This window comes from Mesorhizobium sp. URHB0026 (assembly GCF_054059755.1).
The window spans coordinates 226460-241856 of sequence record NZ_JBSSCN010000002.1; the positions used below are offsets into that span (position 1 = coordinate 226460).

At 60.0% G+C, this 15397-nt stretch carries 13 protein-coding genes and 4 pseudogenes; 9 read left to right on the top strand and 8 right to left on the bottom strand.

What is annotated here, in order from left to right; all coding sequences use genetic code 11:
- Nucleotides 1–5 precede the first annotated feature (5 nt).
- Entirely contained in the window at nt 6–1028 is a 1023-nt protein-coding gene (locus ACVWWD_RS29700) for a GlxA family transcriptional regulator (RefSeq protein WP_023774700.1), read from the bottom strand.
- Nucleotides 1029–1090: 62 nt separating this feature from the next.
- On the opposite strand from ACVWWD_RS29700, the gene ACVWWD_RS29705 reads away from it, so the two are divergent.
- Nucleotides 1091–1405: a DUF1272 domain-containing protein gene (locus ACVWWD_RS29705; protein WP_084569647.1), complete on the top strand. Its 315-nt coding sequence runs from the start codon at nt 1091–1093 to the stop codon at nt 1403–1405.
- A gap of 30 nt (nt 1406–1435) precedes the next feature.
- Nucleotides 1436–1906, top strand: a complete 471-nt coding sequence (locus ACVWWD_RS29710) for an OsmC family protein (protein WP_084569648.1) — start codon at nt 1436–1438, stop codon at nt 1904–1906.
- 129 nt (nt 1907–2035) lie between these two features.
- Here ACVWWD_RS29710 and nadE read toward each other — a convergent pair.
- A pseudogene (nadE, locus tag ACVWWD_RS29715) lies at nt 2036–2862 on the bottom strand (ammonia-dependent NAD(+) synthetase).
- Between the two features lie 181 nt (nt 2863–3043).
- Nucleotides 3044–3361 (bottom strand): annotated as a pseudogene (locus ACVWWD_RS29720) (ArsR/SmtB family transcription factor); the annotation flags it as partial.
- Nucleotides 3362–4708: 1347 nt separating this feature from the next.
- Here ACVWWD_RS29720 and ACVWWD_RS29725 point away from each other — a divergent pair.
- A complete protein-coding gene (locus ACVWWD_RS29725; protein ID WP_352565423.1) occupies nt 4709–5029 on the top strand; it encodes a DUF982 domain-containing protein in 321 nt (106 codons plus the stop codon).
- A gap of 611 nt (nt 5030–5640) precedes the next feature.
- Here ACVWWD_RS29725 and ACVWWD_RS29730 read toward each other — a convergent pair.
- The 3 genes from ACVWWD_RS29730 to ACVWWD_RS29740 form a co-directional block, all read right to left on the bottom strand.
- Nucleotides 5641–6246: a DUF982 domain-containing protein gene (locus ACVWWD_RS29730; RefSeq protein WP_023774707.1), complete on the bottom strand. Its 606-nt coding sequence runs from the start codon at nt 6244–6246 to the stop codon at nt 5641–5643.
- A gap of 326 nt (nt 6247–6572) precedes the next feature.
- Nucleotides 6573–7778 carry a recombinase family protein gene (locus tag ACVWWD_RS29735; RefSeq protein ID WP_352732592.1) on the bottom strand — a complete coding sequence of 402 codons (1206 nt, stop codon included), beginning with the start codon at nt 7776–7778 and terminating at the stop codon, nt 6573–6575.
- A gap of 417 nt (nt 7779–8195) precedes the next feature.
- Nucleotides 8196–9095 (bottom strand): LysR family transcriptional regulator, encoded by a 900-nt coding sequence (locus ACVWWD_RS29740; RefSeq protein ID WP_023774710.1) that lies wholly within the window; start codon nt 9093–9095, stop codon nt 8196–8198.
- A gap of 188 nt (nt 9096–9283) precedes the next feature.
- Here ACVWWD_RS29740 and ACVWWD_RS29745 point away from each other — a divergent pair, with 188 nt between their 5' ends.
- From ACVWWD_RS29745 to ACVWWD_RS29755, 3 genes are all read left to right on the top strand, one after another.
- Entirely contained in the window at nt 9284–10567 is a 1284-nt protein-coding gene (locus ACVWWD_RS29745) for a serine hydrolase domain-containing protein (protein WP_457103680.1), read from the top strand.
- 32 nt (nt 10568–10599) lie between these two features.
- On the top strand, nt 10600–11481 hold the full coding sequence (locus tag ACVWWD_RS29750) for an NmrA family NAD(P)-binding protein (protein WP_023774712.1): 882 nt from the start codon (nt 10600–10602) through the stop codon (nt 11479–11481).
- Between the two features lie 74 nt (nt 11482–11555).
- Entirely contained in the window at nt 11556–12377 is an 822-nt protein-coding gene (locus ACVWWD_RS29755; RefSeq protein WP_457103681.1) for an aldo/keto reductase, read from the top strand.
- A 455-nt stretch (nt 12378–12832) separates the two neighbouring features.
- On the opposite strand, the pseudogene ACVWWD_RS29760 reads toward ACVWWD_RS29755, so the two are convergent.
- Nucleotides 12833–12962, bottom strand: a pseudogene (locus tag ACVWWD_RS29760) (Tn3 family transposase); the annotation flags it as partial.
- Between the two features lie 3 nt (nt 12963–12965).
- On the opposite strand from ACVWWD_RS29760, the pseudogene ACVWWD_RS29765 reads away from it, so the two are divergent.
- The 3 genes and pseudogenes from ACVWWD_RS29765 to ACVWWD_RS29775 form a co-directional block, all read left to right on the top strand.
- Nucleotides 12966–13422: pseudogene (locus ACVWWD_RS29765) on the top strand (Tn3 family transposase); the annotation flags it as partial.
- A gap of 60 nt (nt 13423–13482) precedes the next feature.
- On the top strand, nt 13483–14172 hold the full coding sequence (locus tag ACVWWD_RS29770) for an MbcA/ParS/Xre antitoxin family protein (protein ID WP_352596601.1): 690 nt from the start codon (nt 13483–13485) through the stop codon (nt 14170–14172).
- 111 nt (nt 14173–14283) lie between these two features.
- On the top strand, nt 14284–14862 hold the full coding sequence (locus ACVWWD_RS29775; RefSeq protein ID WP_352732596.1) for an RES family NAD+ phosphorylase: 579 nt from the start codon (nt 14284–14286) through the stop codon (nt 14860–14862).
- A 169-nt stretch (nt 14863–15031) separates the two neighbouring features.
- Here the strand turns inward: ACVWWD_RS29775 and ACVWWD_RS29780 are convergent, their stop codons facing one another.
- The gene (locus ACVWWD_RS29780) at nt 15032–15364 is read right to left on the bottom strand and encodes a hypothetical protein (protein WP_023774718.1); all 333 of its coding nucleotides are present in this window, start codon (nt 15362–15364) and stop codon (nt 15032–15034) included.
- Nucleotides 15365–15397 lie beyond the last annotated feature (33 nt).

Consider the following 15397-nt stretch of genomic DNA (forward strand, 5'->3'; position numbering starts at 1 on the left):
GAGGGCTAACCAACTTGGTCGGTTCCACTCTCAATTAAGAGGGGTCTGCCAAATCGGCTCCTGTAGTCGCTTGGAGCAACCCCGAGCGATTTTACAAAAGCCCGCCGGAATGTCTCAGGATCGCCGAACCCAACCGCATGGGCGATCTGCTGGACAGATTGGCGGCTGGTCTCCAGAAGGTCTCGTGCCGTCTCAACCCGCAGAGCCTCGACGGCTCGTCCTGGGGTCTGTCCATTCTCCTTTGAATAGACCCGGGCGAAGTTCCGCGGGCTCATGGCCATGAAGGATGAAAGTGCCGGGACGGACAGATCGGCGCCAGGATTTTCCCTAATCCAAGCATGCAGACGCTCGAAGCGGCCGACGCGGTCTCTGATTTGTTGACGAAGCGCAGTGCTGAATTGGGATTGTCCGCCGGGGCGTTTCAGGTACAGGACCAACTCCCGTGCGATTGCCAAGGCTGTCGTGTGCCCGAGGTCTTCCTCAACCATTGCCAGGGCCATGTCGATGCCGGCGCTCACCCCTGCCGACGTCCATACGGCCCCGCATCGTACAAAAATGGGATCCGGCCTGACGTCGATCGCAGGAAATCGCTCTGCAAGTTCCGCGCAACGCTCCCAATGGGTCGTGGCGCGTCGGCCATCCAACAGACCGCACTCGGCCAGAATGAACGCTCCCAGACAAATGGAGCCAAGCCGACGCACGTCGTTTGCTTGTTTGATCAACCAACCCCGAAGAGAACTGGATCTTGCAGCCTCTAAGGCCGTTCCCCCGCCTGAAATCAGCAGTGTGTCGATTGTGAACTTACTGCAATGATCGAAACTGACGGTGTGGAGAGCAACGCCAGCATCCGTCTCGATCGGCCCGCCTCGTTGCGAGACAAGAATGGTACGAAATGCAGGTTCTCCGCTTGCTCGCTTGGCGTCATTGAAGACCTGCAGCGGGCCGGTGACATCGAGAAGCTTCGTGCGCTCGAACAGCAGAAAGGCGATCAGTCTTTCGCGGTGCGCATTGGCAGAATTCGAGGTCATAATGGCATTTATGCCACGAGAACCTTGTGCAATCCAGACGGCGAGGAAAGGAGGTATGATCCATGCTCGAGCTCAGGCCCAATTGCGAATGGTGTGACCGCGATCTGCCCCCGGGCAGTTCGGAGGCCCGAATCTGCAGCTACGAGTGCACCTATTGTGCAGAGTGCGTTTCGACGGTCCTGCACGACGTCTGCCCGACTTGCGGCGGAAATTTTTCAGCAAGGCCGATCCGGCCCGGTCGTGAGTGGCGCGCAGGCTCCTGTCTCGGGCTTGAGCACAATCCAGCGAGCTGCCGACGAACACACTCGGAGTGGACAGCAGACCAGGTCGCAGAGCTGGCGAGGCGCCTGCGCGACGTGGCGCCGGAGGGCCGATAGAGAAAATCCAAACACAGAAGAGATATAGCAATGCCTAAATTCCACGACTACACCTGCCGCATAGGATGGACCGGCAATCGCGGCGAGGGCACCAGAACGTATCGGGGCTACGACCGGACATGGGATATAACCACGATTGGAAAGCCTGTGATAAAGTGCTCCAACGACCCGCTGCTTGGGGGCAATCCGGCGCTACCCAACCCCGAAGATCTCCTCCTCGCATCAGTTTCGGCCTGCCACATGCTTTGGTACCTGCATCTGGGGAGCGACGCGGGAATTGTCGTCCACTCATATACTGATGAACCGGTGGGCCATGGAGAGAGCGAGCCAAACGGAGCCGGGCGTTTTGTGGGCATCACATTGCGGCCCAGGATTGAGGTCGAAAGCGGCATCGATCTTCACAAGGCTGAAGCCATCCATCATCGAATTCATGAGGTTTGCTACATCGCGCGTTCCGTCAATTTCCCAATTCTTGTTGAGGCCGATTACCGAAAATTGTGAACGAGAGAACGGCACCCCAGCGTGCGGTCTCACCCTTCAACTTCAAATGCATTGATGTTCAAGCGGCTCGGCCGCCCAATGCCGCCCAGCGCCGGGTGTCGGTCCGACGGTCGCACGGAACAAACGCTGCTAGCGGAGCGAGAGATCGGGGGCCACCGGAAGCGAGCGCTTGTGAGCGGTGCTGAAATACGCATCAAGGATACGTTGTCGCGCCGCTTCGTCGATTTCCTTACCTTCGAGGAAGTCGTCGATCTGATCATAGGTGACCCGTATGCATCTTCGTCAGGACGAAGCGGCACCAGGTTCTCCAAATCTGCGGTCGGCACCTTGTTGACGAGTTGCGAGGGAGCGCCCAGATGCGCCGCTAGCGCCCACACCCGGCGTTTGTTTAGCCCGGAAAGGGGAAGAAGGTCAGCGGCGCCGTCGCCAAATTTGGTGAAGAAGCCCATCATTGCCTCGGCCGCATGATCGGTACCAATGACCAGTCCTCGTCTGGCAGCGGCGAGGGCGAACTGGGCGATCATCCGCTGACGGGCCTTTATGTTGCCCAGCAGGAAATCCTGCCGACGAGCATCGCCAAGCTCCACGCCAGCCGACCTGATCGAGTCGAGCATTGCGTCGGCCGCCGGTTTGATGTCGAGCCTGTGCGCTTCGTCCGCTCCGACGGTGTCGAGTGCCCGCTGGGCGTCCTTCTCATCGGCCTGTGTGCCATACGGCAGTCGGACAGCAAGGAATTTGGCGTCGTATCCTGCGCCCCGCAGTTCGCTTACGGCTCGTTGAGCCAGAAGTGCCGCCGCGAGCGAATCCACCCCGCCGCTTATGCCCAGCACATACGTACTGAGGCCGGCTGCACGCAGGTACCCGCTTAAAAAGTCGATGCGCCGGCGGGCCTCCACCGCGGCATCGAAACTCGCAGCGACGCCCAAGGCGCTGATGATCGCTTCTTGTTCTTTCATGTTCCTTGCTGCTCCTGTGTTCCAAGGCAGTCGTGGTGCCGCTTCCGGTTTGGCGACCCGGTCTTAGCCTGTGTGGCAAACCGGAAAGTGTTTTGATAGCCGAGCCGATGCCCTCAAGCCAGGGCGGTGGCTCATCACCTTGCCCGAAGAGGGCTGCTGGTCATTTCAAACCTGCGTCAAATCAGGCGATTGGAGGTCTCGCAGTGCGTTGACGCCAACCTCGATCGGGAGTTTGTACGGTGTTGATTAAGCTCGCCCGTGAAATAGCGAGGTCACTGAGGAAGCTGACGACCATCTTCGCCTGCTCCGACGTACAGGAATAGAACCGCCGTTTGCCTTGGGTGCGGGATTTGACAATGCCGAGTTTGGCCATTCCGCTCAAATGCTGTGAAAGGGCGGTCCGTGACGCACCAATTAGAGAGACCATCTCCGACACCGATCTCTCACCATCCATCAGATGCAGAAGGATCAGCAACCGCTTGCTGAAGCCCATAGCTGCGAATAGCCGAGAGGCAGCGGAGACCTGGCTTAGCGAAGGCCGGCCCTTAGTAGCGAACCGCTGCTTGTGGTAAAAGTTACGTTCGAAATAGTATCCAACGGGTCTGAAGGATGGAACCGTGGGAAATTGGCATGTTCGTCAACGAGAGTGCGCGCGTGCACAACGAAGGGCGGCGGCACAGATTGATGATCTTCGCTGGACCATCGGACAGCGCGTCGCGTAATCGAGGAATCCCGCAAGCTGCTAGATCGGCTTGCCGGCGAGTCAGACACGATCGGCCGGTAGATCCAAAAAGAAAAGGCCCGGCGCTTGGTCTGCACTGGGCCTGTTTGACATGTACGAGCTACTTAGCATGTCTGCGAAATAGCGGCTCGGCGATTAAGGGGCACGCGGGGCAGAACCGCCGAGCATGGCTGGCAGCGACGCCAGCCCTAAAACCAAGCTAACGTTTTGGCTGCCGAGCTGGCGTCATTCGAATAAACGAGCCGGGCAAGTCTCAGCGCACCTCCCCAGACAGCCACGCCGCCGCGCGCCCACAAGGCACACCGTCAAGCACAGGCTCATTGATCGGTTGGGTCGCGTGGCCGGCGCGGTAGCTCTCAGGCGCTAATGATCTACGGGACTTTCCCCAAGCTGGCATCTACACCCGCGTGTAGCTATCCAGCCCTAGGCGTAGCCGCCGCCCGCCTAGATGCCGTGCCCAAGCGCTGTCGCTGCCTCCCGGTTGAAGAGTGAAGCCTCTTCTCCGGTATTGAAGGGGCGCTGGCTGTGCCATCTGGTTTTAGGATGACGGCCAGGAAGGGGAAACCCTTCGCAGGTGGACCATACACGATGAACGCCGGGTCTTTGCTCATGCCCGGGTGTAGCACCCTAATGGGCGCTAACCGCCATTGCTTTTGCGAGGCACTGGTCTGCCTCGAAGATCCCATCTCGGCAAGTGTGTGAATACTGCAAGAGCCTTCGGTCGTTCGAGCACACTATCGATCGCGACTGGTCGGAAGCCACCGACTCTCGGCTGATCGCCGCGATTAGACTCTTGGCCGCTCCTACCGGGCCCAGTCGGCGGCGGCCGACAATTTAGTCGCACTGACGCTGGAAACAGCCATCAAAGAAGCGGACAGCCGACCAGCACAGATCAGCCTCGTCAAATGGCTACGTAGCATCATGGCGCGGTATCAGTTAACGCCTCGCGGCCCAACAACATGAACGGGGAGCGAGTAATGTTGCTGGCTGGTCGTGATAATAGGGCAACCGCTATCTCGTGGTTGCGAGCAAAAGGAGCGGCTACTGCAACCAATTTGAGCCTGAAAAGTTGGGAACCTCATCATCGTCGAGGAGGGTCTGACCTTGAGCGCTTTCCTGCCTGTGCGGATTGCATTTATGAACCTCCAAACGACGACGGCCATCTCGTCGGTGGCCGAAGCCAGAGCGGCAATGAATGGCGAATGGAAGAACAAGAACTTGCATTCTTATCGACAGGCATTGCGTTTGCTGGAGGAGGCTCAGGCAGGAACCTGCCGGCAATCCGTCGCGTTTGCAGCCTTTGTCAAAGCCGCGAGAGATCAGGACATGGTTGTTTCAGATCAGCCGAGTGAGGCGCTCAAGCGCCTAGACGTGCTGGCACGCTCCATCTATGCCCAGGATCGCCAGTTGCCGCGCTCGGTTTGAGTGCGCGCCCTGCGACCCCGGAAGCCCCCGCCCCTCGGCAGAAAAGCGCGGGCCGACCAAGGTCATCCCGAACGTTGGCCAGCAGCCAGCCGCTGAAGAACCGGGCGCGCGCTACACAATTAGCTGGCGCTGAAACAGTTCCCGAACGCAAAAAGGCGTCACCCCCGAAGGAGTGACGGCTAATTCCTGGATGCTTAGCCAGCCGTCTTCGAAATCACCGTGAGGGCTGTTACAGTTCCGAGCCTCACACGCCTCACTAACGTCGGCTTCTCGTAAATCTTTTTCATCGCTCTCCCCTTTGCAACAACATCTGCCGACCATTTCCAAGCCGCCGCTAAAATGAAAAGGCCCGCCACCGTGAGGCGGCGGGGCAAGGTCTGGAGTGCTGGGATCAACCAGCATGGCCTAGGGTGGCTTAGGGAAATAGGGACACTGGAGACCTCCTCAATCCCGATCTCGTAGGATGACTCCCTCCTTCTCGGCAGCCAGCCTAAAGAGCTTTCGGACCTCCTCGGGTGTCGCTAGATCAATCAGAGCGGCCATGCAAACGCTCACCGCACGGTTCCAGTGGGGTCCGCGGTTGCCACTTCAGCAGTTCCGAGTAGGCAGCCTCAACGTTGTTGAGGTGGAGCTGAACCCCGGCCTGGGTGGTCCTTATGGGGACCGGTGGAAGAACCAATGGATGGCGATGGTGGCATTCTTTTGCTGGCAAGTTCATGGGCGATCTCAGCCTTGTCAAGGTTCTCTAGCCGGGCCACCCAAGGATCAGGCAGAGTTAGCTCCACGCCCAGGCCTAGGACTCTCGGGAGCTGTGTCCGAAAGTCCCTCGACCTGAGGAGCCGCAACCAGGCGTAATGCTCGGTTGAAACCATGAGGAAGCCCCCGACGAACCCGCGCCCCCAACGTTTAGTCGCCAAAAGGGTTCCACAGCGGGTGACCAGATGGCCGGCACTATGCGGCACAGCACGCGGGAGCCATAGCGTGGGAAGCAGAACCCCTTGCTCAGCAGCAGCCTCGCGGAAGGCGTCTCGGAGGACCTCGGGTCTGACCTTATGATCCAGCGCGTCGAGGCAGAGGTCCGCAGCTATCTGCGGCTTACGGCCGCGTTTGGACCACTTCAGGAGTTCCGTGATGGCTCCCTGGACATTGTTGCAATTGTAGCGATGCCCGACCTCCGTCCTAACAGGGACGTTGGGGCTGAACCAAAGGAGCGACATCTAGTTTCCCCTGTGCCGAGGCAGCCAAAAGGAATGCTCTCCCGGCATCCTGAGCTGACGCCCTATCCGCCATTGCAGCCGTGCATATGAGTGCTGCGTAGGCCGCGCCTGGAAGGCATCCAGGGCCTCGCCGGCATCCAAGGTCCTCAGGGCATTCAGGGTCCAGCAGGCAACACAGGTCCGCAGGGCAACACCGGCCCCACGGGCAGCCAAGGCCCAACCGGTGCTGAAGGTCCCATCGGGCCTGACAGGCGGGGCTGGAACCCGCGAAATGATCCGGAGGGCACGTATGCGCCAGCCACGGCCACCCCGAAGGACCTCGTCGGCTACCCAGAAAGTTCGAAAGCTTCCAGGAACCCCAGCCAAATTGGATGCCTCGTCAACGACACATCCCCACGAGCTTGTGCATTTGCCGCAGACGCGGCCGTTTCCGCAAGTAAATCAAACGGTTGCCTGAAGACTGCGCGGATCTCGCCGCGATTCCATTCGCAGTTCGACAGCACCAGATTCAGCAGTCGTTTTTTCTCATTTGGGGCCTGACGAGTGAACATTTGGCTGGCGTTGCGGGCTAGCTCAAACAGTTGAATTCCATCGTCCGTGTATGATTCTTGCGCCTCGCCATGGCGCTCTATCTCACGCAGCATGCGCGCTTGTTCGACGCGCCATTGCGCCGACATGCGGTCGTAAAAGGCATTGTCGATGCGACGGTCGAGCTTGTCCAGGTACATGGCGTTGAGGCGGTCTTCGAGACGCTTGTACTGCGTCTGACACCGCTCGATCGCCTGTTCCTGCTCCCGCCGCTCATCTGCATGGCTCGCCTTCAGCGCGTCGCGTACCCATTCCAGAACGTCCTCATCGAAATGGAGTTGGTCCAGGAGGCCCGCAAAGGTCTTATCCAGCACCTCCTCGCGAACATATTTGCGACGACAGTCGGCATAGCCGCCCCGGCCTTTGTCCGCATGTCCCGTGCAGTGGTAGTAGATGTATTTCCCCTTCTTCTTGACCTCCGCTACGACCGCACAGCCGCACTCAGCGCAGGTCATGAGACCCGAGAAGGCGAACTCATAACCATAGGAATGGATAGGGGTCGCGTTCCGGCCTGCCAGGACGCCCTGGACCCGCTCCCAGAGGTCGATCGATACCAGAGGCTCGTGTTTGCCCTGGTGCAGCCTGCCATTCCATTGAAACAGGCCCGTATAGAGCCGATTGCGCAAAATCGTGTGCACGGTACTGACCGGTACTGGGTTGCCGCTCTTTGGATGGATGAGGCCGTCGCAATGCGCCGCCTTCGTGAGCGCCTTGAGTGAATACTGGCCGGTCGCGTAGCGCGTGAATAGCTTGGTGATGGCCGACGCTACCACCGGGTCCGGCTCGATGACCTTCTTACCGTCCTTGGCCGTGACATTGAGATAGCCGAGCGGCGCCTTGGACGGCCAGATCCCCTGTTCCGCCTTTTCCATCTGCCCTTTCCGGGCTTCCTCAGAAAGGTTGTCGATGTAGTTTTTGGCCATCAGCACCTTGATGCCATGCATGAACTTTTCCGAGGATCGCGAGTCTCGCGACAACACCACGCCTTCCTTGGCGAGGTGGATCTCGGCTGCAAGGCAACAGCGGCGCAACGGTTTTCAATGACAACGCGCCGTTGTCTTACGGAAAGCTCACATCCTCTCCAAAACCAGAGGCAATCGCCTGGGCGCAAATGTCCACGCGCGTGCGAAGGCGGTCGCCGAGTTTCTCGACCATGTACCCGTCGACAAAGCTGTAGCATGCGTCACCCGCCGCAAGGCGATGATATCCAGCGGCTGAGTCGCTGATTGCGTCGGCCGCTCGATGCGTGGCGTGATCGCTCCCTGTCGGCTCATATGACCGATATGCAACACCATCACGCGAGGCGGCAAGCATTTTGCCGGCGGACAGCCAGGGTCGTGCGCGGCAAGAATGCCCCCGCGCTACGCCGCCGCGATCCGTTGCACAAAATCCAGAAAAGCCCGCACTTTTGCCGGCGGCATGTGGCGTGACGGATGATAGGTGTAAAGCGGAAACTGCTCGTCGGACCATTCCGCAAGGATCGTCGTGAGCGCCCCGCTCTCAAGCCACTCATCGAGGCCGATAGCAAGACTCTGGAATATGCCTTGCCCAGCGAGACCGGCCGCGACGGCAGCGGAGGGATCGTCCATGACCAACCGCCCCGACGCCTTGATCTCGATAACTCCGTTATCCCCTCGGAATTCCCAGGTAAACGGCCGCCCGGTCTGCGGGTCGCGAAATAGGATGCAATCGTGGTGCATCAGGTCGTGGGGCGTGGCTGGAATGCCGTGACGGTCGAGATAGCTTGGGGCGGCACAGGTCAGCACCGGTACGTCCAGCAGTTTGCGCGCGATCAGCGAGGATTCGTCCGGCGGACCGAAGCGCACGGCGACATCCGCGCCGCTCATCATCTCTTCGCGATAGTTGCTGGTGGTCAGATCGAGGGACAGTGCGGGGTAGCGTGCCAGGAATTCACCGATCCTCGGCGCCAGCACCATTCGCGCGAACCAGGGATCGATCGAAACCCTGAGCCGTCCGCCGACGAATGCCGCCGAACCGGCGGCTTCGGAGGCCGCCTCCTCCAGTCCGGCCAGCAGCGGCATTATCCGGGCATGGAAGCGGGCGCCCTCCTCCGTCAGCGTGACCTCGCGCGGATTGCGGTCGAACAACCTGACACCGACGCGTTGTTCGAGCCTCGCCACCGCACGACTGACCCCCGATGGCGTGAGACCGAGAACATCTGCGGCCCGCACAAAATTGCCCGCTTCCATCACCGCCCCGAAAACGCCGACCCCGGTCAACAACCGCGTGTCGAAACTCATGCCCTCTCTCCTTTGCAAGGCCGGTGATCTCAACCGTCCCGTCATGATGATTTTGAGTCATCTTATCTTTGATTTTATTGCGCGTGAATCATCGCATCGCTTCCCATAGATGATTTTTGAGCGCCCGGACGGCGCAGCGGCACACCGGACCGCGGGAGTCTCCGGCCTTGCAGAGAAGGAATTCATCCATGAATGCGATCTCACGCAGAAGCCTGTTGGCGCGCGGCGGCCTTTTGCTGGCGGCGGGCGCGGCCGCCGTGAATACGCCAGTCCACGCACTGGCGGCCAACCCGCAAGCGCGGTCCGGCAACTTCAAGTCCATCGACATGGCCATGGATCAGGCGGTGCGGGACGGTACCGTCGCCGGCGTCGTTGCCACCGCGGCAGGACCAGACAGCATGATCTACGAAGGAACCTTCGGAAAGGCCAATACCGTCACCGGAGCAACGATGCGCACCGATACGGTATTCTGGCTACTGTCCATGACGAAGGCTTTCACCGCCACGGCCTGCATGCAGCTAATCGAGCAGGGCAGGATCAATCCCGAGGACGATGCGGCGAAATATCTGCCACAACTCGCCAATCCGATGGTGTTGGAGGGTTTCGACAGCGACGGCAAGCCGCGCCTGCGTCCGGCCAAGCGGGCCATCAAGGTGCGTCACCTGCTCACACATACCTCCGGCTATACCTATTCGATCTGGAGCGATGCTCTAACCCGATATGAGAACGTCACCGGCATGCCGGACATCGCCACATGCAAGAACGGCGCCTTCCTGGCACCGCTCGAATTCGACCCCGGCGAACGCTGGCAATACGGCATCAGCATGGACTGGGTCGGAAAGCTGGTGGAAGCGGTCAGCGACCAGTCACTGGAAGTCTATTTCCGCGAGAACATCTTCGCCCCGCTCGGCATGACCGATTCAGGCTTCCTGATCGGAAGCAAGCAGAAGGCCAGGGTCGCCACCTTCCATAACCGTCGCGAAGACGGCGGCTTTACGCCCGCGCCCTTCGAAATGCCCCAGCGGCCGGAATTCTTCATGGGCGGCGGCGGCGGCTTCAGTACGCCGCGCGACTACATGGCCTTCCTGCGGATGCTGCTGAACGGAGGCACTCATAAAGGCGTACGGGTGCTGAAGCCGGAAACGGTCGAGTCGATGATGCGCAACCAGATCGGCGACCTCGACGTCCATGCCATGAGGACCGCCCAGCCTGCCTATTCGCAGAGCTTCGACCAGTTTCCCGGCGAGCCCCACAAGAGGGGATATTCGTTCGACATCAACACGCTGCCCGGGCCGAACGGTCGGTCGGCAGGCAGCATTTCCTGGGCCGGCCTGCTCAACTGCTATTTCTGGCTCGACCCGGTCAGGAAGGTGACCGGAGCCATCTTCACCCAGCTTCTGCCCTTCTACGACGAAAAGGTCGTGAAGCTCTACGGCACATTCGAGCGCGGCCTCTACGACAGCCTCGCCTGATCAATCCCGACCTCAACACCAGGAGACATATCATGTATGCGATTACAGGAATTACTGGCAAGGTCGGCGGCGCGCTGGCGAACGCCCTGATCGATGCCGGAGAACCGGTCCGTGCGGTGCTGCGCGACCCCGCCAAGGCGGAAATCTGGCGCAAGCGAGGTTGCGAAATCGCCTTTGCCGAGATGGACGCCGCCGCGCAGCTTGCTGCCGCCTTCAAGGGCGCCACTGGCGTGTTCATCCTGCCGCCATCGGAATTCGACCCGGCGCCCGGCTATCCGGAAGCGGCGAAGCAGAATGAGGTGCTGACGACCGCTCTCCTTGCTGCCCGCCCGGAAAGAGTCGTCTGCCTCTCCACCATCGGCGCCGACGCGGAAGAGGACAATCTGTTGAGCCAGCGGACGATGCTGGAACAAGCCCTCGGCGAGCTCGATCTTCCCGTCACCTTCCTGCGGCCCGGCTGGTTCATGGAAAATGCGGCGTGGGACGTCGCGCCGGCCCGCGATGAAGGCGTGCTGCACAGTTTCCTCCAGCCTGCCGACAAGACCTTCGCCATGGTGGCGACGCAGGATATCGGCCGGCTTGCCACAGATCTGATCCGCGAGCAATGGATCGGCAAGCGGGTCGTGGAACTGGAAGGCCCCGCACGGGTCTCGCCCAACGATCTCGCCAATGCCTTCGCGTCGGTGCTCGGGCATCCGGTGCGGGTGGAGATCGTCCCTCGGGAAAGCTGGGAGGACCTGTTCCGTGCCCAGGGTACGCGTAACCCACAGCCGCGCATGCGCATGCTCGACGGCTTCAACGAAGGCTGGATCGACTTCAAGGCAGACGGCGAAAACCGTGCCATGGGCACGACGTCACTTGAGCAGGTGATCGAAGCGCTGGTCCGGCAGGCGGCCGCGAGCGAGACCGCCTGAGCCCGCCGGGAGAACGGGCGGCGGACGGCTTCTGCCTCTGCCGCCGCGTCCCTCGCAAATTGAAAGGAACGATCATGGAAACGGTTGAAACTCAAGGCGTCGCCATCCCCCGTCTGGGGCTTGGTACATTCCGGATGCCGGGCGATGCCGCCCGATCCGTGGTCGAAAGCGGGCTTGCCCTCGGTTTCCGACATATCGATACGGCAGCCATGTACGACAACGAAGCCGTCGTCGGGACCGCACTCGCCACTTCCGGCTTGAAGCGTGCGGATCTCTTCATCACCACCAAGGTCTGGCACGACAAGCTTGTCCCCGACGCCCTGCGCCGATCGTTCGATGCCAGCCTCGGCAAGCTTCGTCTCGACCATGTCGATCTCTTTCTGGTCCATTGGCCGTCGGCGAACATGAAGATGGGTGCGACGTTGGAAGCGATCACCAAACTGAAGGAAGAAGGGCTGGCCCGCGCCATAGGCGTCTGCAACTTCAACATGCCCATGATCCGGCGCGCTGTTGAGGATATCGGCGCCCCCATCGCCGTTCATCAGGTGGAATATCATCCGTTCCTGTCGCAGACGCCGATGCTGGATTATCTTCGTGGCAAGGGTATTCCGATGACCGCCTATGCGCCGCTTGCGCAGGGTCGGGCCGCAAAGGATCCCGTCCTCGCCAGGATCGGTGAAAAGCACAGCGCCACCGCCGCCCAGATCGCCATCGCCTGGCTTCTGGACCAGGAAGGAGTCATCGCGATTCCCAAAGCCGCTCACCCCTCGAGCCAGATAGCCAATCTCGATGCGCTCAACATTCGCCTCGACGATCAGGACCGCGCGACCATCGCGGCTTTGCCGAAGGACCTACGTTACGTGGACCCTCCTTTTGCTCCAAACTGGGAGGCCTGAAACGCAGGTTCGTTAATCACGGCTAGGCTCAAAGGATAAGGAGGCGCATTACCGCCCGGCAGCATTGGGGCCGCCGTTCAAAAGGTAGCACGCTTGGAAGTTCGCGCTGACGCGCTATCTGGCGCATGTGTCAGAAGTCGCTGCCTTCAAAGCTATCCAAAAACCGAATCTAGTGTCCCACTTTGTCCATAAGCAACCGCAATTCGGGCTGACGCGCAACGCAGTAAGTTCGAAAAGCTTCCAGGAACCCCAGGCAAATTGGACGCCCGTCGGACAATAAGGGTCATGGATATCACGGCGAACGTCCGCAATGGAGCGGTCAATATCGTCGGCAAAAGAGCGTCCGAATAGGGCTGTCGGCGGCTCCGTCGTGGGACGAAAAAAAGAAGAGAAGCAGAACTTTCCTGTGCGATTTTTGCACACGGTCTCTCGCAACTATGTGATATTACTTAAACTGCCGAGAGCTTCTTCAAGATCGTCGAGGGCACAACGGCACGGGTGGTGATCAACGCCGCGGATGAAGCAGATCATCCCAGTGATCGAGGATCAGGGTGGTGTTGACGGCGCCCCGATGTGCTTTGAAAGCCACCGAAGGAAAGCCAACTGGCCAAGGCTCTTCGGGAACTCGGCCGCATCGAGCGATCGCTTTTCATGATCGAATGGTACTCGAGCTCTGACACTGCGCCGGCGCTGCCAAGCCGGCCTCAACAAGGGCGAAGCAGCGCACAAACTCAAACGCGCCGTCTTCTTTCATGGGCGTGGCGAACTCCGCGACCGGTCGTTCGAAAGTCAGGCATTCCGCGCATCGGGCCTCAATCTTGTCGTCAGCGCGATCGTCCACTGGAACACTGTTTATCTCGACCGCGCGGTCACAGAGCTCAAACGAGCGGGAAGGAACATCCCAGATACGCTGTTGAAGCATATCTCGCCGCTGAGTTGGGAGCATATTAACCTGACGGGCATCTACACCTGGGACGGCGAGCAGCATCTCCCGGAAGGCTTCAGGTCGCTCCGCCTCCCGGCACGGCTACTATGTGCCGCATAACGTTCCTGCTCCGTTCGACCTTAGCGTACGACTTCGAACTGCTCTTGTTCCGACCCCGAGATGCTCAAGGGACATGTCACAGCCGAGCGGTTCTTCGAGCAAGTCAGCATCGACTTCGTCAAGAGGCATCGTCCGACCTCCATCCGGCGGCCGCCAAGCGTCGAGGAGGTCGCGAACTTTCATCGCGAACCAAGATCCGGGCGATTTCGTTTGGGGTCACCGATCCAGGACCGATTTTCCAGAAGATCATTCTTCGCTCTTGAAAAACTGCCAATTGGCAGTATATTAGTTGCCAAATCACAGGAGCTCGGAATGGCTGTTGCCCACGCTGCGCGTGACTTCGGAACGATAAAGCCGCCGGCCAATCTTGCGGACGCCGCTTCGCGGCAACGGCTTACACCGGCTGCGGTGACCGGCGTCGTCCGCCTGGCAGATTTGTGGCGGCTTACAAGCACAGAAATTTGCTCCCTCATCGGTGATGTTTCGGAGCGAACCTGGTTTCGGATGAAGAAGGGAGAATGGGACGGAGTCCTGTCTCAGGATTCCTTGACGCGGATCAGTGCTCTTGTTGGTATCTTTAAGGGATTGCGGCTGCTGTTCTCGGAACAGCTGGCTGATGAATGGATACGGCTGCCCAACAAGGGTCCACTCTATGGCGGCCGGCGTCCTCTCGATATAATGATCGAAGGGGGCATCCCCAAACTGCTGCAGGTCCGCCGTCATATCGATGCATTGCGTGGCGGACTTTGAATGAGACTTCCGCCGCGCGCTGACATTTCTCAGCGTGACACCGTCAGACTGATCCCAACTGGCCGACTCAAGGAGCCTGTCCTGCTTCCTCTGGCAGAAAACCACGGCGCCATGGAGGATCTGGCCGAGCTAGAAGGCGCCATCAGCGGTCGCCTGCAGGCCCAGGAAGGTGGGCTGCCCGACCTTGACCCGCGCGAACTGGTATTCGGGCGGCCAGGGCACAATTTTATCAATGCGGCATTCGCCTATACGAGGCCGGGCGGCAACCGCTTCAATGATGACGACCGCGGCACCTGGTATTGTGCCTTTGACGCGGAGACGGCATTGGGCGAGGTCTCGTTCCACTTGACGCGCGAGCTGCAGGCGATCGATCGGTTCGACAATGTCACCGACTATGCGGAGCTGGTTGCTGATTTTGTCGGGTCGTTTCACGATTTGCGCGGGCCAGACTCTCATACCGATGCGGTGCTGCATTCAGATCCGGCCACAGCGTATCCGGCGGGACAGGCTCTGGCAAAGCGCCTCCGAAAAGACGAACAGGGGATTGGAATCGTCTACCCGTCAGTGAGACATCAGAGCGGCACCTGCCTCGCCGCCTTCTATCCCGATCTCGTTCAAAATCTCAGACAGGGTGGCATTTGGCGTCTTCAATGGCAGGGGTCGCCCACACCCACGATTGCCAGCCTATGAACTCGGACGCAGGTGTCGTTCAAAAAGCCCGTCTGCGTCCGGTCCATCATCGTCGGAATTGCCCGCTCCAACGAGGGCGAGCATGATGTCACCGCCAGCAGCTTTTGGCGGACAATGGCGGGCCTCACGAGGCTGTCGTAACATTTGCGCCAGGACCGTCGATCAAAGATTAGTTGGTTGCGTATTCATTGGCCTCGAAAACATGATGATGCACGCGGCCGGTGAACATCTTCAGCAGTTCGCCGGTTACGTCGCGGCTCTGGAACCTCACCTCGGACTGGAGGGCGCGGTTGCAGCTATCCATGTCAGGATAGCTGATGGCGAGCGCCATGGCGTAGGCGGGGGCGCCCTCGTCCCGCGCCGTTCCGTCCAGGACGCGCACCTCTTCCGCGCCCGGAAACTGCGTCCACAGCGGCACCAACCGCTCCCTCACGAAATGCCGGAACTCACTCTCCCGTCCGGCGTGTATCTCACCTTCGAAGAGAGCGTAGCGAATGATCATGACGATGGTTCCTGATTTTCTTGCGCTTGGACA